The following is a 19,427-nucleotide window of genomic DNA, read 5'->3' on the forward strand; positions in this document are numbered from 1 at the left end:
TCATCGGCGGTTTAGCATCATGCTATTTGTAGGGTTGAATTACCTGAGAGGGAATCTGTGGTAATCTTCTAGGCTGGTACCTGTTATCAGCAAACTGCTTGTCTATACTGCTTGCGTATCTGCCGAAACTACCTCCTTATTTTTGACAATAAATAATAACTGCGCTATAATCAAGAGCCGCCATTCTATCAGGATACTTCTCATCTACGGCGTTAAACACCTCCTTTTTAATTCTTACTTTCGTTTCCTCATCAGCTTTGCTTAACGCAGCCACTGCCGGGGCAACTACATCGTTTGTAAAAGTCCAGTATGTATCGTTATCGCCGCAAGGGAGTTTACCTGTTACTTCGGTTTCAGCGATATTTTTTAGTCCTGCCTGCTCAAACAAACTTGCTATAAAACCAGGGTTGCCACAACGGAATATACCTGGAGCTCCAGGAGGGGGAGCTGGTAATTGCATGATTCTATTAATCGTACCCATGGAGGCAGTAACCCAAAAATTTTTGGCTGGCACGCCCCATACCGCTGTAGCTATTCTGCCTCCTGGCTTCAGCACCCGTACCATTTCTTGAGCAGCCATCAGCATATCGGGAAAATACATGAATCCTAAACGGCAGCTTACGGCATCAAATGTTTCATCCTCAAAAGGTAAGTTACAAGCGTCACAAACGATAGTTTCGTAATTAGTAATTCCCTTCATAGCTGCATTGTCACGGGCAACCTGAAGCATACCTTCGGCAAGGTCAGTAATTACCACTTTCCCATCTCTAACAATGTTGGCAATGCTGAGTCCTGGTTCTCCGGTTCCTCCGGCCACATCGAGTACTGTATCAGTAGGTTGAAGTTTCAGTGAAGAGATAATTTCTTCGCCCAGTGGCTTTAGCCAGTCCATGGTAAAATCATCCCATTTCCTCCAGCCTGGGGAGAAAGTATTCCAGGTATTTTTTTGTTGTTCTCTGATTTGCTCGAATTCTGTTGTCATAGTTTTAAATGGATTGTTAGATGTAAAAAGATTGTTTTTTAAATGTTGTTCGGAATGTTATCATACAGCAAGTGATAGAAGACGGCTATATGGGAAGAATAGGCAGCAGTTTGAGTAATAGGTAATTTTTGTAAGGGCCTGCTTGTTAAGCTACTATAGTTTATTAGCTGATAAAAAAACAAGCGGTCCTGCAGTCAGTAGAAGAACATTTTTGTGCCATTCTTACCTACTTACTCTTTAAACTGTGCAAAGATTTGCTGTTTTAGAATACAGCAATGCCTTTAAAATCCTCTCTGGTTTCTTTCGTCTCATCTGGATGTACATTCGCTTCACGCTTGATTAAGGTTTGTAAGGAAAAAGAGTTAGAATACCTATTGCTGGCACTCTTAATGACGAGTGTATAATGGCCATTGGGTAACTCCTGCAGATTATACTTACCGATAAATTTCTCCCGGTTACCCAGGTATTCAGTATACACTACTTCTTGGTGGTTATTGAGAATCTGTATAGTTATTTTCTCTTGGGTAGGATTTTCAAAATGTACCTTCATCACCAGCGAATTCTGCATGATATAGGATACGGCCCTGAGTTTTTCCGGGGAGGCTTCAACGGAAGATACATGAGCATAGTCATTAAAGGAAGGCATCGCTGTTACAGGCTGTAAATACAGTATACCTAGGAATACAGAAGATACAAATGCTCTAGTGAAAGTAGATTGGTAAAATGGCAAAATTGTTTTTTTCATTGGATTGAATGTTTAATGGGATTGTGAAAGTTTTTGTGAAAAATTGATGAGACAAAGGTAGCGTGGGTTACATGCAAAGTCTTTCACTCATAAAGCAAAGAATTGATTATCTGTTACATGGACGAGATAAAGCAAAAGGCCAACAGGTTGATTTATACTCGTTTTTTCACGCATGTTTCATTTGTTTTCACTCTTGTTACATGTGGATTATTTGAAAGGGAATTAGTTGATTTTAGGTGCCACCACTAAACTTCTGGTATCATGCTAACTAGAGGTATTATTTTGATCTTTGTTTGGCTGAGCTATTTTTCTGCCTTTGGCCCGGCTATGGCCCAGCTGGATGGACCCGTTTTTTCTTCCAAAGCAAGCCAGGGGATGCCTTTCATACGCAATTATTCTCCTAAAGAATATAAAGCACACGTGCAGAACTGGGCAATAATCCAGGATTCCCGGGGAAGAATGTTTTTTGGAAATGGAGATGGCGTGCTCGTATTCGACAATGAACAATGGCGATTGACCCCGCTTCCGAATTATGATCATGCCCGCTCCTTAGCTTTCTCCTCTGACAGCCTTCTGTATGTAGGCGGAAATAATGAGTTGGGATACCTGCAAGAAAATGTATATGGCCAGTATGAGTATAAATCCTTAGTAAACCGCTTACCGGAAGAAGAAAGAGGCTTCGACAGAGTCCGGACAGTTATAGACTACAATAAACAACTATTCTTTCAGACCTATGAGCGGCTTTTTGTATGGGATGGAAACGCCTTCACCATCCACCGCTTTGATCAGAAGTTGCACCGGATATTTCTGGTAAACGGAAAGCTGTATGGGGTGTTGGAAGATAAGGGCCTGGTTTATTGGGAAGATAACGGGTTTAAGGAATTGCCACACGGAGCTACCTTTGCACATAAGCCGGTAACCATGATGTTGCCCTATGATAAAGATAAATTACTGATAGGTATACAAGAGGGCGAGTTGTATATGTACAGTCCGCAGGGGGTGGAGTTTTTTGAAACAGAGGCAGCACCTTACCTTAAACAGACACTGATAGTAAAAGGCTGTTATATCAATGACACGCATATCGCCTTAGGTTCTGCGGGTTTGGTGGTCATAGATAAGCAAGGTAAACTCATTAGCTACTATAATGAAAAAAGCAGCCTGCAGGATAAAAATATTCTCCATATGTTCCCAGACAGGGATGGAAATTTATGGCTGGGTTTGCAGGTGGGCATATCCAAAATAGCCTTTGGGTCGCCTGTAAAAATTATCAATGAACAGCTGGGCATTAAGGGTGCCGTCCGGTCTATTTCTCAGCATCAGGGACAGTTGCTGGTCTTAACCTCTAACGGCCTTTTTCTGGAAAAGAGTGATGATGCGTTACATCACAGGTTCCAACACATCGATTCTCTGCATGGACAAGTATTTACAACCTATTCACACCACGAGTCATTATTGGTGGGAACTGAAACTGGTATAAAAAAGTGGAAAAATGGAAAGCTTGATACGCTTTTTGACTATGGCTACAGAGGCTGTTTTAAAATGCAAGCGTCTATATTCAATCCTACGCATCTGTGGGCCGTCCTTGACGATGGTTTGGCGCTGCTTACCTATCAGCAAGGAACATGGCAAGAACTAGGGGCTATCCGTGGCTTAGCGGGTGCCATCCGGAACCTGGTGCAATTGAAACCCAATGAACTATGGCTGGGTACCAGATCCAATGGGATGTATACAATACATATCCCCATGAGTACTGACTCTATCCTGGATTTTTCCAGACCCACGATCTCACAGCTTGGACCGGCACAACACCTGCCAAAAGGAGAGGTGTATTCCTACCTTATTAATGGTCAACTGTATGTCTGGAATGAAATTACCAGGCAAGTGTATCAATGGAATGAGAAAAAGGAATTATTTGACGTACAGCCTAATTTTGGAGACCTATTTGGCATTTCAGGAAAAAAAGTGAGGCCATGGACATCAGAGGATGCGGCAGGTAAAGTGTATCTGAAAGTACAAGATACAGCTACTGGCATAATCCAGATAGCCAGAGCCACAAATACATTTAACGGTGCTTATCGCACAGAAATAGTCAAAGTTCCTTCTGGTCTTTCCTATTTTGAATCCTGCCTGTTTGCTTTGGAAAAGGAAGTCTGGTATGGCGGAAGCGATGGCGTTTTACACCATGATTTATCCGGGGATAAAGATAAAAGGGGTGTTGCACCGGTAATTATCTCAAAAGTAACCTATAATCAGCAGCCATACGCGTTCAAAGAATCGCAGGCTTCGCTGCCTTATAAAAAAAATGCAGTCCTTAGGTTTAATTTTTCTTCACCTACGTATCCGGAAGAGGGGCACATACGATACCAATCCATGTTAGAGGGGTTTGATGAACAATGGTCAGATTTTCAGAAGCAGTCATATAGAGAATATACCAATTTATGGGAGGGAACTTATGTTTTTAAAATCAGGGCCCTACACCCATCTGGCTATCAATCTGCCACTACTTCGTTTCCCCTGAAAATTACCCCACCCTGGTACCGGGAACAAGTATTTTACGTTTTGTACCTTATTTTGCTGGCTACTCTGGTGTATGGCTTTGTACGGATCAGGTCATATCAATTGCGGAAAAAAAATAAACAACTGGAAATAATCGTAGCCAACCGGACAGAAGAAGTAATGGCACAGGCCGAACAATTAAAACAACAGGCGCAGCAGTTACAGGAACTGGATGAATTTAAATCCCGCTTTTTTGCCAATATTTCCCATGAATTCCGTACTCCACTCACCCTGATCAACGGCCCGGTTCAAACACTGTTATTTGGAAACCCTGAACCCAAAGTGAAGCAGCAACTCTCCATCATTCAACGCAATGCCCGGCATCTACTGAAGCTGGTTAATCAGTTACTGGACCTCTCCAGAATAGAATCGCATAAGTTAAAGCTAAAAGTATCTATGGGCAATATAGTGGAGGCTGTCCGTATCATTACCATGGAATTAGAATCTGCCGCCACTTCCAAGGGATTGGCCTTAACTTTTCAGGCTAGCCAGGAAGAGTTATGGGTGTATTATGAACCAGATAAACTAGAGAAAATTGTAGGCAACCTGGTAGCCAATGCCATAAAGTTTACAGATCAAGGATCAGTTTGCGTAAAAGTTACTAAAACTATCAAGCAGGGTAAGGAATATGCAGCGATTGAAGTTGCCGATACAGGAATTGGCATCGCACAAGAGCAGGTACCTTATGTATTCGACCGTTTTTTTCAGGTGGATTCATCTTCAGTAAGGCAGTACGAAGGTACTGGTATTGGGTTATCTTTAGCCAAAGAACTTGTATTGTTGCATGGCGGCGAAATAACTGTAGAAAGCAAATTAGGTGAGGGCACTACATTCTTTGTCTTCTTTGTGATGGGCCATGATCATTTTGATGCCGAAAACATAGCTATCCTTTCCTCTAACGAATTCAGAGATACGGCAGGGGATAAGCCAGCTGAATTAACAAAGGGAATAGTCCAGGAGAATATGCCCGGTTCTGATCAGGAAGAAAAACCTGTTATTCTGCTGGTAGAAGACAATGCTGATTTACGGTATTACCTGCATACACAATTAGAAGAATTTTATAAAATAGAAGAAGCAGAAAACGGAAAAGCAGGTCTGCAGAAGGCTCTGGAAGTTATACCCGACCTACTCATCAGCGATGTAATGATGCCATTGATGGATGGATATACGCTATGTGAACAGATTAAAAACGATGAACGGACCAACCATATCCCGGTAATATTGCTTACTGCCCGAAGTACCATTGAAAACAAATTACAGGGGCTGGAAACCGGTGCAGATGAATACCTGATCAAACCTTTTACGCCGGCAGAATTACAGCTTAAGGTGAAAAATTTAATTCAAACCAGACAGGCATTGCGTGAAAAGTTTGGCAGAGAGTTCCGTTTACAGCCTACCGATGTAGTGGTTCCATCCCAACAGCATCAATTTCTGGAACAACTCAAGCACATAATCGAACGGCATATGGAAGACGAAACATTTGGTGTGGAAGAACTATGCCGTGAACTAGGCATGAGCCGTACACAGGTAAACCGTAAACTTCAGGCACTAGTAAAACAAACACCTAGTGAACTGATCAAGTCTTTCCGTTTGCAACGGGCTACAGAGCTCATCAGGCAGGATGCAGGAAATATGGCTGAAATTGCCTATAAAGTAGGATTTAACAGCCAGTCATATTTCACCCGGGCCTTTCAAGATGCGTATGGATGCACACCGATGGAATATAAGCGGCAGAGTTCAAAAGAAACCTTGCTATCTTAAGAAATTAGCTCTGAGCCACACCACATTACTACGCTTTGTCAGACAGACAAATTCCGGTAATCTTTTGAATAATCGTTGCAATAGGCTCTCATTTTGATTGGCTCCATTCCCCGGTGTTAGAGTCGAGTTGAGGATTTCTCCCAGAACATTGACCACCACATGCAATTTCCTGCCTTTGTATCGGGTTTAATCTACTAACCCTTGATCATTCATGTATGGCTGTCGAGCGGATTGCATATTTGTCTCACAAGCCGAGATTGGCGGTAGGCTTGAAGAAAGCCCTTTTTCTGGAAAGACGATAAATCACCAAATCTATCTAGTATCAGGCCTATAAAATACAACTAAAAACAGACCGGCTTGGTAAGTATATGTTACTGCTTTATTTCTGCTTGTCTGCGTTCCAGTTCTTTTTCTTTCCTGCGCATCTGCTCTTGCGTTGCTTCCATCTCCTCCATATTCTGGCGTAGTTCCTCTTCCTGAGCACGCATCTGTTCAGTCTGTGCTTTAAATTGCTCCAACAACTGCTGTGTCCGATCACTTGTTTTGACCGATATCAATGTAGAGGCGGTAATCTCGCTCACTTTCTCTAACCACTCAACCTGATAGGAATCAAATTTGTCAAAGGCGGCCAGCTCAATAACAGCAATTACTTGTCCATTGTATTGCATAGGGACCAGCAGCAAGCAGGTAGGCGTAGCATCCCCCAGTCCGGAAGTTATGGTGGTGTAGCCCTGTGGTACCTCAGTAATCAATAAAGTGTCACCTTCCCGATAAGCCTGCCCCACCAGCCCTTCTCCCAGTTGCACACGTTTTTCTATGAATTTTTTGCGGTTGAATGCGTAGCAACTCATCAGTTCAAGATACGGTTGCTCTTCTTCACGTAGCAGGAATAACCCCCCTTGCTGGGCTTTTAAATATTTGACAACAAAAATGACTACCTGCTCGCAAAGTTCCTGTAGCTGGTGATGATGGGAGCGTAGAATCTCTGATAAAAGGGACAAGCCTTCTGTACTCCATAGCCGCTTTTCATCCTGCTGCTTTATCAGCTTCATTTTTTCACGCATCTGCACAAGTTCTCCTGCCAGGTTAGTCTGGTTGAGCGAGTGGTTGGCATCCGTGAGACCGTCCCAGTTTACCTGGTAGTTGCCCTGAGAAATCTGGCTGATGAAACTGGCTGCTTTTTTAAAATTGATAATTGAATGATTAATAACCTCCCGCTCAGAAAAAGCATGTGTTTGCTGGCCAGGATTAAACAGGTATGTTTGGTTGTTTACTTCCAATTCTTCAAATAATTTTTTCCGTTCCTTGGTGTCTCTGCGGATACGTACTGTCATAAATAACAAAGTAGGGATAACAATGAGCAGAAGCAGCACTTGCAGGTAAGCTGTCCGGGTATTAGAAGCCTGGTAGTCTGTGACAGCTACCATATAAAGTTGATCTTCGAAGGCAGTAAGCTTAAGGGTATATTGTTCGTAAAGCAGCCAAATAGCTTTTCCACGGTCCTTCATCAGTTCCTGGTTAAATAGAACCATACTATCCTGCCTGGCTAACGCAACCATGTTATCGCACACTTTTACATAATCATTGTAGGCATTCCAAATACTAGTTAATTCATTTCTATGAGGATACTGTTGAACGTTGAGCAGGGAATCTAATCTCTCAAAGTAAGCAGGATATTTAGCTACCGCCTCCTTATAGGGACTCAGTAAAGATGCGTCTTTGGTTAAGGCATATCCGCGCAAGCCTACATCAAAATTGCGGATAATATCATCCCAGATTAAGCTATTTAGCTTTTTAACTTGATCCGTCTGTGATTTGATGGCGGCCATTTGTTCAGTAATCCCTTTATTATAGAAAATCAACCCGGCGTTACAAGTAACCAGAAGGATAATAAGGAATGCAGAAAAAACGACAATATTATTTTTGACTTTAGTTAAGAGATGCATTGCGAATAAGGAAGTAAACTTTACGTACGAACACTTGTAGACAGTATTGTCCAATTGAAAGTATGAGAATATTTTGTTAAGACACGTAGAAAAGCATCATAGAAGGTACTTTTGTAAGCATTGCTATAAATACGCTTTATAAATATGAATATCAGGACCAAACAACACTTCCCCACACAAGTTTAACGCATGGCCCGTAGGGCGTGCGCTCATGGAATAGTATTCTATTTTGCTTTTCATTCTATTTTTGCTTGTTTTTCGAATAAAATGTTTGATCATGATCTTAAAAGGCAGAAAGTAGAAACACTTTTAGAAGCTTACCCATTCTTAGTAACCAGTAGCAATTGCATTGAGTTGTACTACTTTTGCTAGCATCTATAAAAATATTCTTACTATTGTACATGTTCGATTTCCGGATCAAAGTTTTTTACACGGTGGCTAGGCGGCTTAACTTTACTAAAGCAGCCGAAGAACTACTCATATCCCAGCCGGCAGTTACCAATCACATCAAAGAATTGGAAAGCCATTTTAACCAGGCTCTTTTTGAACGCAGAGGTAATAAAGTAGTGCTCACCGCCGCCGGGAAAGTGCTGCTCAAACATACAGAAGCTATCCTTGAAATTTACCGGCAAATAGAATTTGATTTAGGCAGGTTGAACCAATTATTCCAAGGCATTCTCCATGTAGGCGCCAGTACGTCCATTACACAATATGTATTGCCTCCGTTGCTAGCCCGGTTTCATAAGCTACATCAGGACGTGAGGATTGAACTGTTTAGTGGCAATACGGAACTTATTGAACAGGCATTACTAGATAAACAAATAGAAGTAGGAGTGATTGAGGGCAAATCCAAACGCAGGGAACTGCATTATACACCTTTTGTAAAGGATGAAATTGTGCTGATATGCAGCCGTAAAAATCCATTAGCGAAGAAAGAAGAAATCAGCCTGGATGAACTCAGAAAGATTCCGCTCTTGCTCAGAGAGCCTGGGTCAGGAACGCTGGAAGTGATTGCAGATGCCTTGAAACAAAAGGGTATCCGCTTGTCAGACCTGCTTGTAGAAATGCAGCTGGGCAGTACAGAAGCCATCAAGTCTTACCTGCAACATTCCGATTGTGTGGCTTTTTTATCCTTACATGCTATTTTGAAAGAACTGGAAAGTGGAACGATCAAAATTATAGAAATTAAAAAGTTTACCATTCACCGTACGTTTTACTTTATCACTCCGCAGGGCCAGGAAGGCGGTTTACCTGCCCTGTTTATCCGCTTTTTGCTTCAGAATCATAATATTTAATTATTTACTCTACGGCAGTTAAAATCTTATCAACAAAACGTGATGAGCATTTTAATTGGGAATAATTTTCGTTTCGAACCATTTTATTGGTATTGGTGTGCCTTGATTTTCGGCCTGATTTTTTTATTCATCTTTTCTTCTTTTATCATAGCTATAACTTTAAGTTATTACAGATAAAAAAATGCAATTGGGATACGATGTCCGTCTGGACTACCTTTGGATCATTAAAATTAGTATAGATGGGGTATGATAATTTTAAGACAGGGATACCCTGTTTAAGCTATACGCCATAACCTGATAAATACATGATCATGGATTTTAAGCAAGGACTAAAAAGAGGCCCATTTTCTGAAAAACAAGTAACGCAGCTGAGTGAAGCATTGTCTGGATTGGATTCCGGAAGTATTCAATGGCTGTGTGGCTATCTTACCGGAGTATCCCAATCCCTTCCGTTAGGTGTAACAACCAATAACGGGAAAGTGGCTGATGCAGTAACTACTCAGAAATTAACCATTTTGTATGGTACACATACCGGAAATTGTGAAGCGTTAGCCCGTAACCTGGCAAGCAGTGCCAAAGCACAGGGCCTAGAAGTAGAGATTTCGGATATGGCTTCTTTTAAAACCAGGGACCTGAAGAAAATTACCAACCTTGCTGTGCTAGTGAGTACCCATGGAATTGGCGAACCTCCTATGCAAGCTGAGGAACTCTACCATTTTCTGCATAGCAAAAAAGCACCGGATCTTTCTCATATTCAGTTCTCTGTACTCTCCCTGGGCGACAGCAGTTATGTGGACTTCTGCCAGACCGGGAAAGAATTCGATGCCATCCTGGAGAAATTAGGCGCCCAGCGCATAAGTCCGCGTGTAGATTGTGATGTAGATTATGAAGAGGATGCAGCCAAATGGCAGGAAGAATTGCTCAAAAGTATGGCTAAGCATTCAAATGCAACACCCGCGGTAGAGATAAAAAACAACGGAGAAACTGCGGCAAGCCAGCCAAAATATTCCAGAAAGAATCCGTTTGAGGCTACTATTCTTGAAAAGATCAACCTGAATGGCAAAGGATCATCCAAGGAAACGATACATCTTGAAATGAGCCTGGAAGGTTCCGGATTACAGTATGAACCGGGAGATGCACTCGGAGTATATGGCACCAATTCTCCTTCCTTGATTGAAGGTGTATTAAAAACAACTAACCTCTCCGATACGCAACTGGTACAAGGTCATAATGGAGAGAAACCACTTTCCCAGGCATTGACCTACGATTATGAACTGAGTCCCCTTTCTTCGGTTACTTTATCAAAATATGCCCAGCTTACCGGAAGTACCAGGCTGCAAAATATTATGGCGGATAATGAAAAGTTATTGAATTATCTGCACGGACGTGATCTGCTGGATCTACTCAAAGAGTTTCCGTATAAATTAAGCGCAACCGATCTGCTGTCTGTTCTGAGAAAAAATAATCCCAGAATGTATTCTATTGCATCTTCCCAGGCGGCTGTAGAAGAGGAAGTACACCTGCTTGTTTCAGTAGTCCGCTACCAGGCGTATGGTCGGCATAAAGAAGGGCTTTGTTCTGCAACCCTGGCAGACCGGTTTAGGGTAGATGACAAAGTGAAAGTGTTTGTAGATAAAAACACCCGCTTCAAACTACCCGACGACCCTCAGGCACCCATTATTATGATTGGTCCTGGCACAGGCGTAGCGCCTTTCCGGGCGTTTATGCAGCACCGGGAGGCTTGCGGACACGAGGGAAACTCATGGCTATTCTTCGGAGACCGCAACTTTACCACCGATTTTCTGTATCAAACAGAGTGGCAGCAATACCTGAAGGCAGGCATTCTTACCAAAGCAGATGTAGCATTCTCCAGAGATCAGCAGCAGAAACAGTATGTGCAGCATAAAATGATGGATAACGGAAAAGAGTTGTATGACTGGCTGGAAAATGGAGCCCACTTTTATATATGCGGCGATGCCAAGCAAATGGCCAAGGATGTCGACCGTACATTGAAGGCCATCATTCAACAACAGGGCGGAATAACCCTGGAAAAGGCCGAAGAATATGTAAAATATCTGCAACTGTCGAACCGCTACCAGACAGATATTTATTAGGGCAATCAATCAGATAAGTGTAGTCGTTTACTAAGAAACAATAAGCAGCATGCAAGAGCCACTAACACAGCAGGAATTATCTGCGGATGAATATATAAAAGAAAAGAGTGATTTCCTGCGGGGAACCATCCAGGAGAGTCTGAGCAATCCCTTAACCGGCGCTTTGCATCCCGACGATGTAAAGCTGATTAAATACCATGGCTCCTACCAGCAACACGACCGCGACCTGGAAAGTGAGCGCAAAAAGCAGAAACTGGAGCCCTTATATCAGTTTATGGTACGGGTACGGGTGGCTGGCGGAATTACCACCCCGCAGCAATGGCTAGCCCTGGATGAACTTTCGGATATATATGGAAATGGAACCATGAAACTTACAACCAGGCAATCGTTCCAGTTTCATGGGATTTTAAAACGCCACCTCAAACCTACCATTAAGGCAGTAAACGAAACCTTATTAAGCACCATTGCTACCTGCGGAGATGTGAACCGGAATGTGATGTGTACCCCGAATCCTTACCAGTCTCCCATACATGAAGAGGTGTATAATATAGCGGTTGAACTAAGTGAGTATTTCATACCGAAAACCACCGCTTACCATGAAATCTGGCTGGATCAGGAAAAAGTAGCGGGCACGCCCGATGAAGAACCTATTTATGGGGAAACCTATCTGCCCCGCAAGTTTAAAATTGCCATAGCCATTCCACCCAGAAATGATATTGATGTGTTTGCCAATGATCTGGGCTTAATTGCGATTGAAGAAAACGGCGAACTGAAAGGCTTTAATATTTGCGTGGGTGGCGGATTAGGCAGTACTTTTGGAGAAATAGAAACCTATCCAAGGCTCGCTGACATTATTGGGTTTGTACCCAAAGAGAAAGTGATAGAAGCTTCAGAAAAGGTAATTACCATTCAGAGGGATTACGGCAACCGTGCCAACCGGAGAAATTCCAGGCTCAAATACACCATCGATAAAAGAGGGCTGGAATGGTTTGTCCGGGAAATGAATGCCCGCTTAGGCTGGGAATTGGAAAAACCCAGACCCTATCAGTTCCAAACTAACGGCGACCAGTATGGCTGGCTGAAGGGGAGCAATGGCAAATGGTTTTATACCCTGTTTGTAGAAAATGGCCGGGTGAAAGATGAAAAAGGATATGAGCTGAAAAAAGCGCTGAGAGAGGTAGCCCTTATGCTGAAAGGAGACATGCGCCTTACCGGAAACCAGAACTTAATTATCGGCAATGTAGCAGAAGATGATAAAAGCGTAATTGAGAGTATTTTAATCAAGTATGGCGTACGCAATCACCCCAAATTAACCGGACTCCGGCGGAGTTCTATGGCCTGCGTTGCCCTCAATACCTGTGGCCTTGCTTTTGCTGAAGCCGAACGATATCTGCCTTCCCTCATCGATAAACTGGAGGTTGTCATAAGAAATAATGGTCTGGAAGCCCATGAAATTAACATCCGCATGACCGGATGCCCGAATGGCTGCGCCCGCTCTTCGCTGGGAGAAATTGGCTTCATTGGCCGGGCTGTAGGAAGATATAATTTGTACTTAGGTGCCAGCCACAATGGCGACCGGCTAAACTCCTTGTATAAAGAGATGCTTTCGGAAGAAGCCATTATTGAGGCCCTCGAACCTATTATTGCCGCTTATGCCCAGGAAAGACAAGAACACGAGCATTTTGGTGATTTTGTTATCCGGAAAAAAATTGTTGAAGCTACAGATAGGCCTATTACAATCCGGTAGTAATAATAGTACCAGCTATGACCTTGACCTGTCACATTGCCGACGCCTAATCTACAGCAAATTTTACGCTGAAAGTTGCGTTCGCGCCTGAAACTTACGATAGCAGAACTACTATGACAGACTCCCGGATTATTCAAACAGCCATTGAAAAAATTGAGCATAGACGGTTAGGGTCAACCCAGCAACTGCTGGATATTCATGATGTTGTCTATGAGAAAAATCAGCCTAAGGTGCTGCGAGTAGACAAAGATAGTTTCGATGGGTCAGCTATTGTTTATTTTCCCATCTTAAATGAAAAGTTCTTTCTGGCGGTTTACCTTGATACTAAACCCGGTATTAGAGTTCGAGACGTTAGTACAGAGGCGTATCATACGGTTTTCTTTAGTGCAATATCAAACACATTAACTTTTGAGCAGCTTTCTTCCTTAACAAAACTTATACCCAGTAAAGGATGGAGCAAAGGCGATGTGGCAAATTCTGGTAAATCAGTTCATAGGAATAGTGGTTTTCATTTTGAGCCTAACCCAGAACCAGATGCCTTCGAAGATAAACTGAATAAGCTACTGGATGCATTAGAACAAGACAAGAAAGGGGTGCTAGCTTTAGCCAACCAGGCTGATATCCTTATTCAGGTTGGGTCTGTTTTCCATAATGGCAACACTATGCTTGGCGGACATTATCTTACCAAAGAAAATGTAAAGCGAATGGCCGCCCTAGCACTCAGCATTGATTTTGACCTGTATGCAGAAGGAAATTTTTTTAAAAATTAACGCTACTTCTGCTACCTTCGTTCATCCACTACCATGCCGCAAACTCGTAGCGTTAGATCGTGGGGCCAAGGTTAAACGGCTGCACTCGATCTGTTGTTCGTCAATCTGACAACCAATCGATTGCTCAGTGTTTTACGAAAAGCCATGTTACCTACGTACCGGTAGTTATTCATACACTTGTTAAAGGATGGGCTTGCAAAAAACATGAAAGAACAATCAAAAGTCGATCAGGTAACTCACAGGTTAACCACTGGTTTATTTATAATTTATTTGATTGCCTTGTACTGGATTTTGCTATTAAAGTTCGGAGTGCGTTTTTCTTATATGGGCAACAGAACAGCAAACTTAATTCCGTTCAGTCAACAAGTATTCTTAACGAGTGAAAACATTTTGAACGTAATAATTTTTGTACCACTCGGCATCTATGCAGGAATATTATTTGAAAGATGGCTTTTTGGTAAAAAACTCCTCTTTTTCTTCTTACTTAGTTTACTGGTTGAAGCACTTCAATATATTCTGCGTATCGGTGTTTTCGATGTAACAGATTTAGTTACCAATACGGTAGGCGCTGTAATTGGATTAATCATAGTTAAAGGGCTGGACAAAGCATTCAATGATAGAGCCAAATCTCAAAAGTTCATCAACTTAATTGCTGCAACAGGAACATTCGTACTGATTTTATTATTCGTATTACTAAAAATGGAGCTGCTGCCAATAAAGTATCAGTAATAAAGTTCATGGATCACAACTGGTATATTTTGGAACAAAGCCAGAAGGTCAACTGATCTGCTCACCAAATGTACAAAGCCGAAGGCTCGGTAAGTTTGCTTTTGTGCTTAGTGAAGAAACAGAAGTTTCAAGTAGGGTACAATGGCAGCTAATTTTTAGGGCTTGTCTTCTAAAGATAAATATTTATACCATGTACCCTTTATTCTACAGTAATAAGTAAGCGATACAACATTTATTTTACTTCCTCTGTACTAAATTTAGTAGAGCCTTTAGAAGTCTGTCAATACATTTGCTCAGTTTTGCTTACTTTTTTGTAGATTTCTTGCTACGTCAACCCACTTGCCTTTATGAAACACCTACAAATAACAGTCCTTTTATGGTTCATCACTTTTGTTGCCATTGCCCAAACCAACACGTATCATCAGTCCTTTGTCGAGGATTTTACCCGTTCTACCTCCCGCTACTTTGAATACGGATCTACTGGAAACAAAACCCCTTTTAAATACAGGATGGGTACGAATTCTGTGACACTAGTAGGCTCCAAAGTTCTTTCCTTTAAGATAGATCCAGCTGATAGTGCCGGTGCAGGGCGTGGACCCGAAATTATTTCAAAAGAATTTACCCATTTTGGTAGCTATGCGGCACGCCTCAAAGTTCCGGCTGCCAAAAGTATCCAGCCAAATGTTGGAGCCGTGGTAGGTTATTTTACTTACCATGTAGATAGTATTCCTGGCCTCAGTGAGATTGATTTTGAATGGCTTCTTGCCGACCCTAGCATCATTTATATAGGCACCTGGACTGGTCATAACGGAAAGCTTCAACGAATAGGAAGAACCATCAATCTGGCCAAAGGTGTAATCTATGATACTCACTACCGGGAGGATCATAAGGGTGTAAGAACCCCGTTAACCGGTAGGCAAAATCAGCCGGAGACCATTGCGGCTATTGAAGGCTACGACGCTTCTTCCCAGTTTTATACTTATGGCTTTGATTGGTATCCCGACAGAATCCGCTGGTGGATGCTTCATCCCACGACAGGTGAAACAATTGTGTTGTGGGAGTACCAGGGATCTACTAGAGGTATTCCGCAACACCGCACACGTTACCGGATGAATTTTTTGGCATACCAAGGACTGGTCAGTAGAAACCAATGCTCTTTCCCTTGAAAAACCGCTACAGCCCTATGAGTTAGAGGTGGATTGGATGTCTTATGTACCGATGAAAAGTGGCTCAAAATAAATCTTCCCCGAATTGCACAGGAAAGTTGCCTAAAAAAGTTATTTTAAAAAGAGAAGTTTACAACAGAGGTGGTGTGAAAACACGCACCACAATGAATTAGTATATGCCGTACAGCTCATGGCAACTTCCATAGCTACACCCGAAAAATGGAAAAATGTTGAAACAGAAACTAGGAACCAATATCAGAAAAATGAGTGGGTGCAAAAATAGTATTAGATGGGTAATCCTTTTTGCCTCTGAAGCGGATATCGGCAACCTTCAGCTGGGATAAGTTAATAGATTAGGATTTAAGTAAAAATAGCTCATAGCGTTGTTCCCGTACAGGTTTACCAAATGCTGTCGATTCTTTTTCTTCTGTCAGCTCAAATCCATAAGAGCGGTATAAATTTGCAGCTGCTTGCTGCTCATGGGTGGTTAACAAGTAGCAGGATTGATAGTTGCATTGATGAAGAAACTCCATAAATAAATCCATCATTCTTTTCCCTAATCCTTGTCCCCGGTACTCGGGCAACATAAGAAAATACCGAAGCTGGGCTGCTTTTCCGCGGTTCATTAATGCCAGACTGGCTACCGTTTTTCCCTCATCTTCTGCCAGCCAGATGCGGTTAGTGGCAGGATCATACTGTTTATAAAATTCATACACACTCTCTATCACATAGGCTTCAAAGTCGATACCGTACTTGTATTCTTTTTGATAGAGTAAGCCATGCAAATAAATAAGATAGCCTAAATCGGCAGATTGTAGCTGTGTGCGAATGGTGAGCTGTCGCCTAGTAGTAGTGGCATCGGCTAACAAGGAGTTGATGGTTTGCATACCTTCCAGTAGTTTCTGTTTTTGTGGGAAAGACAGGTTGCTGGTCAGTGCGTCAATTTGCCCATTGGATTTTGCCGTAAGTTGTTCAAAAACCTTTTTTCCCAGGTCGGTTAAATGAATGCATGCACTTCTGGCGTCCTCTACTGACTTTTGTTTTGTAAGTAGTTGCGCTTTTTCCAGGATTTTTAAGTTGCGGCTTACATAACCTGCATCCATATGCAGGCTGTTACATAAATGCGTGGATGTGCTTGCTGTGGTATGAGCCAGTTCGTACAAAATCCTGACTTGTGCGAGCGAATACTCACTGTTGAGGATAGATTGATTAAGTAACCCCAGCTGGAGGGTATAAAACCGGTTAAACTCCCTCACAGACTCTATAAACTGAGTTTGCTGCATGCCTGTAATAACTAATTGATTGACAAAGTCAATTAAAATATTTGACAAAGTCAAGCAAGTAGTAAGATAAAATGTAGGAATGCCAAAAGTATGTGTGGCATCATATTTTCTAGCCTCACTGTTTTTGCAATAATTATTGAATGTTGGTCCTAAGCTGGTTAGATTAGCTTATTTGGCCAATAAAAATCATTATCTTGCCTAGCTTTTCACTTGAGTGGTGCTACAGCTCACAGCCATTTATTTACAGAATGCACGGAATAGTCAGAAGTATCTAATTTATATAAGTTTGTTATAGTTAATTGGAGCAATAACTGGCAGGGGAGGGGATTAATTTTCAAGGGATACTCATATTTGCATAAAGTTTGATGAGTGTTATCGTTTTTCCTACCCTAAAGCACTAAAAAGGACAATTAATATTAGTCCTCGGACTTATGTCTGAACTAAAATATAATCTGTTGGCTGCACTTGCCGGAATACCAAGTATATAGTCCGTGGGTTTAATAAAATTAATACAAAGCGTTGTAATGCTGAATAAAATAGTTTTTTTTACTTCTCAGCCTGGTAAGGGCCTTTGGTTTCTCCCCATCCCCACGCCGGCATGGGCTCACTTTCACCTACCGGATTGGTGGTGGTGTGCGAATTGATCACAGCTATTCGGCTACCCCACTCCAAGTAAGCCACAAAAGCAGAACGGAACTCCGCATCATCTGCTAGTCCTATTTCATCAGCCGTTTCTATTAACAGGTGTATCCAACGTTTTCGTTGCTTTTCATCTAAGTTTTTGCCTATGTGATGAGCCACCATCCGGGAATGGCTGCCCTTCGCCTGTTCTGTATAGAGTGCAGGCCCTCCAAAAACCTGTGCAATAAAAAAGGCTACATGTTTAGCATGCTCACTAGACATATGCTCGAAAACCGGACTGAGTAATTCATCGGCGTTTACTTTTTGGTAGAAGAGGCTAGTAAGCTTCTCAAAGACTTCTTTGCCTCCTGCCCACTGATACAAAGTAGGGATAGGATTGGGTGTATTGGGTATCGTTTCCATAGTATCTAAGCTAAATGAATAAAAGCAGAAAAGGAAGTACTGACAGATTTGTCAGCTATAGATGGTTTGGTTAGTTTTACTGTTTATCAAGCCATTAAATTTAAGCTTGTGCAAAAAAAAGATAAAACATACTATATTATCATCGGAGAAAAAACCTATTACTGTCCGGTAGAAGTGGCCATGGATGTAGTCGGAGGTAAATGGAAAGGCGTAGTTATCTGGTATTTGCAAGAGCAGACCTTGCGATTCAGTGAGCTGAAGAAATGTATAATCACTATTTCTGAGAAGGCACTTATCCGGGAACTTCGGGAATTAGAACAAGCAGGCATTGTTACCAGAACTGTTTATGCACAGGTGCCGCCAAGGGTGGAATACAGCTTGTCTGAGTTTGGTAGAGGTATCTCTTCACTAATAAGCGAAATCAGTAAGTTTGGAGAGGTCTATGCCCAAAGGTTTGGCCAGGTAGTTGAGCAGCTTCCACAGAAGTAAACAAGCTGGCTTGCTGCAAACAACCCAGTAATTTGATAGGGTAGGTATTCGAGCATCTCCTTTACGTGACCTACAGTTTTTATTTTGTTTTTCATTTACTAAGACGAGATAGTCCGTTGCCTAAACCGCATTCCATACCTAGAATTAGTAAAATGCCCCAAAAAGGCTTGTAAGTATTTTACTTTCAAACCTACCCTTTTTTCGATTACTTTGTGCTGAGTTGGCTATTGTATAATTTTTTGCCTGCCGCTTCGTATTTGTCACCGGGTTTCCAGAAAGGTGTTTTGGAGTCATTGGCTATTTTTCGTCCGGCTAATACATACGCCTGAAAAAACTTAAACAGATACTCATAATCTAAGGTATTGGGATTGTCAGCAGCCTGGTGATAATATTTTTTTATCTCTTCATTAAAACTGGTAAAACCCATACTAATCGTAGGCGCAGGTATTCCTTTCTGGGCAAAATGTAGGTTGTCTGACCGATCGAACAGGTTTTGCTCAGGGGCAGGGTCATCTATTACTTTCAGTCCAAAAGGTATGGCAGCTTGGTTTAGACTCTCATCGGCAGTGGTGAGGCCAAGACCAACAACGGTAATCAGACTTGTATCAGTATAGCCCCTATTGTCTGAGTTGAGACAAAACACCATTTTATCTAAAGGCACCAGGGGATGATCTACATACCATTTGCTACCTAACAATCCTACTTCTTCTCCTGTAAAAAGAATAAACAAGGCCGAGCGTTTGGTAGGATATTTCGACAAAAGTTCTGCTATACTCTGATAAAAGTTGTTACGGAAAAAA

General features: G+C 42.0%; 14 protein-coding genes. 8 read left to right on the plus strand and 6 right to left on the minus strand.

The window, feature by feature from the left end; genetic code table 11:
* Positions 1-136: 136 nt before the first annotated feature.
* Positions 137-982, minus strand: coding sequence for a class I SAM-dependent methyltransferase (locus Q0590_RS27995; protein ID WP_302040956.1), 846 nt, complete (start codon positions 980-982; stop codon positions 137-139).
* Positions 983-1,244: 262 nt separating this feature from the next.
* Complete coding sequence (locus Q0590_RS28000) at positions 1,245-1,727, minus strand: DUF3244 domain-containing protein (RefSeq protein ID WP_302040957.1); 483 nt, start codon at positions 1,725-1,727, stop codon at positions 1,245-1,247.
* A 261-nt stretch (positions 1,728-1,988) separates the two neighbouring features.
* On the opposite strand from Q0590_RS28000, the gene Q0590_RS28005 reads away from it, so the two are divergent.
* Positions 1,989-6,044 (plus strand): ATP-binding protein, encoded by a 4,056-nt coding sequence (locus tag Q0590_RS28005; protein ID WP_302040958.1) that lies wholly within the window; start codon positions 1,989-1,991, stop codon positions 6,042-6,044.
* Between the two features lie 371 nt (positions 6,045-6,415).
* On the opposite strand, the gene Q0590_RS28010 is transcribed toward Q0590_RS28005, so the two are convergent.
* Positions 6,416-7,990 (minus strand): GAF domain-containing protein, encoded by a 1,575-nt coding sequence (locus tag Q0590_RS28010; protein WP_302040959.1) that lies wholly within the window; start codon positions 7,988-7,990, stop codon positions 6,416-6,418.
* A 401-nt stretch (positions 7,991-8,391) separates the two neighbouring features.
* Here Q0590_RS28010 and Q0590_RS28015 point away from each other — a divergent pair, with 401 nt between their 5' ends.
* The 6 genes from Q0590_RS28015 to Q0590_RS28040 all read left to right on the plus strand — a co-directional run bounded on the left by Q0590_RS28015 (position 8,392) and on the right by Q0590_RS28040 (position 15,811).
* The gene (locus tag Q0590_RS28015; RefSeq protein WP_302040960.1) at positions 8,392-9,285 is read left to right on the plus strand and encodes a LysR family transcriptional regulator; all 894 of its coding nucleotides are present in this window, start codon (positions 8,392-8,394) and stop codon (positions 9,283-9,285) included.
* Positions 9,286-9,590: 305 nt separating this feature from the next.
* Positions 9,591-11,399: an assimilatory sulfite reductase (NADPH) flavoprotein subunit gene (locus Q0590_RS28020; RefSeq protein WP_302040961.1), complete on the plus strand. Its 1,809-nt coding sequence runs from the start codon at positions 9,591-9,593 to the stop codon at positions 11,397-11,399.
* Between the two features lie 49 nt (positions 11,400-11,448).
* The gene (cysI, locus tag Q0590_RS28025) at positions 11,449-13,146 is read left to right on the plus strand and encodes an assimilatory sulfite reductase (NADPH) hemoprotein subunit (RefSeq protein WP_302040962.1); all 1,698 of its coding nucleotides are present in this window, start codon (positions 11,449-11,451) and stop codon (positions 13,144-13,146) included.
* A 113-nt stretch (positions 13,147-13,259) separates the two neighbouring features.
* Positions 13,260-13,916 (plus strand): DUF4279 domain-containing protein, encoded by a 657-nt coding sequence (locus Q0590_RS28030; RefSeq protein ID WP_302040963.1) that lies wholly within the window; start codon positions 13,260-13,262, stop codon positions 13,914-13,916.
* A gap of 204 nt (positions 13,917-14,120) precedes the next feature.
* The gene (locus Q0590_RS28035; RefSeq protein ID WP_302040964.1) at positions 14,121-14,645 is read left to right on the plus strand and encodes a VanZ family protein; all 525 of its coding nucleotides are present in this window, start codon (positions 14,121-14,123) and stop codon (positions 14,643-14,645) included.
* A gap of 347 nt (positions 14,646-14,992) precedes the next feature.
* On the plus strand, positions 14,993-15,811 hold the full coding sequence (locus Q0590_RS28040) for a glycoside hydrolase family 16 protein (protein ID WP_302040965.1): 819 nt from the start codon (positions 14,993-14,995) through the stop codon (positions 15,809-15,811).
* A gap of 353 nt (positions 15,812-16,164) precedes the next feature.
* Here Q0590_RS28040 and Q0590_RS28045 read toward each other — a convergent pair whose 3' ends face one another.
* Both Q0590_RS28045 and Q0590_RS28050 read right to left on the minus strand, forming a co-directional pair.
* Entirely contained in the window at positions 16,165-17,142 is a 978-nt protein-coding gene (locus Q0590_RS28045; RefSeq protein ID WP_302040966.1) for a bifunctional helix-turn-helix transcriptional regulator/GNAT family N-acetyltransferase, read from the minus strand.
* Between the two features lie 498 nt (positions 17,143-17,640).
* Entirely contained in the window at positions 17,641-18,138 is a 498-nt protein-coding gene (locus Q0590_RS28050) for a group II truncated hemoglobin (protein ID WP_302040967.1), read from the minus strand.
* A gap of 108 nt (positions 18,139-18,246) precedes the next feature.
* Here Q0590_RS28050 and Q0590_RS28055 point away from each other — a divergent pair, with 108 nt between their 5' ends.
* Complete coding sequence (locus Q0590_RS28055; RefSeq protein ID WP_302040968.1) at positions 18,247-18,627, plus strand: winged helix-turn-helix transcriptional regulator; 381 nt, start codon at positions 18,247-18,249, stop codon at positions 18,625-18,627.
* A gap of 205 nt (positions 18,628-18,832) precedes the next feature.
* Here the strand turns inward: Q0590_RS28055 and Q0590_RS28060 are convergent, their stop codons facing one another.
* Entirely contained in the window at positions 18,833-19,387 is a 555-nt protein-coding gene (locus tag Q0590_RS28060; protein ID WP_302040969.1) for a M28 family metallopeptidase, read from the minus strand.
* Positions 19,388-19,427 lie beyond the last annotated feature (40 nt).

The sequence above is a fragment of the Rhodocytophaga aerolata genome (assembly GCF_030503435.1).
GTDB lineage: Bacteria > Bacteroidota > Bacteroidia > Cytophagales > 172606-1 > Rhodocytophaga > Rhodocytophaga aerolata.

What these genes read in the sequence shown, in the direction of transcription:
- Q0590_RS27995 (WP_302040956.1), bottom strand. Translation starts at nt 982, where the DNA reads ATGACAACAGAATTCGAGCAAATCAGAGAACAACAAAAAAATACCTGG.
- Q0590_RS28000 (WP_302040957.1), bottom strand. Translation starts at nt 1,727, where the DNA reads ATGAAAAAAACAATTTTGCCATTTTACCAATCTACTTTCACTAGAGCA.
- Q0590_RS28005 (WP_302040958.1), top strand. Translation starts at nt 1,989, where the DNA reads ATGCTAACTAGAGGTATTATTTTGATCTTTGTTTGGCTGAGCTATTTT.
- Q0590_RS28010 (WP_302040959.1), bottom strand. Translation starts at nt 7,990, where the DNA reads ATGCATCTCTTAACTAAAGTCAAAAATAATATTGTCGTTTTTTCTGCA.
- Q0590_RS28015 (WP_302040960.1), top strand. Translation starts at nt 8,392, where the DNA reads ATGTTCGATTTCCGGATCAAAGTTTTTTACACGGTGGCTAGGCGGCTT.
- Q0590_RS28020 (WP_302040961.1), top strand. Translation starts at nt 9,591, where the DNA reads ATGATCATGGATTTTAAGCAAGGACTAAAAAGAGGCCCATTTTCTGAA.
- cysI (WP_302040962.1), top strand. Translation starts at nt 11,449, where the DNA reads ATGCAAGAGCCACTAACACAGCAGGAATTATCTGCGGATGAATATATA.
- Q0590_RS28030 (WP_302040963.1), top strand. Translation starts at nt 13,260, where the DNA reads ATGACAGACTCCCGGATTATTCAAACAGCCATTGAAAAAATTGAGCAT.
- Q0590_RS28035 (WP_302040964.1), top strand. Translation starts at nt 14,121, where the DNA reads ATGAAAGAACAATCAAAAGTCGATCAGGTAACTCACAGGTTAACCACT.
- Q0590_RS28040 (WP_302040965.1), top strand. Translation starts at nt 14,993, where the DNA reads ATGAAACACCTACAAATAACAGTCCTTTTATGGTTCATCACTTTTGTT.
- Q0590_RS28050 (WP_302040967.1), bottom strand. Translation starts at nt 18,138, where the DNA reads ATGGAAACGATACCCAATACACCCAATCCTATCCCTACTTTGTATCAG.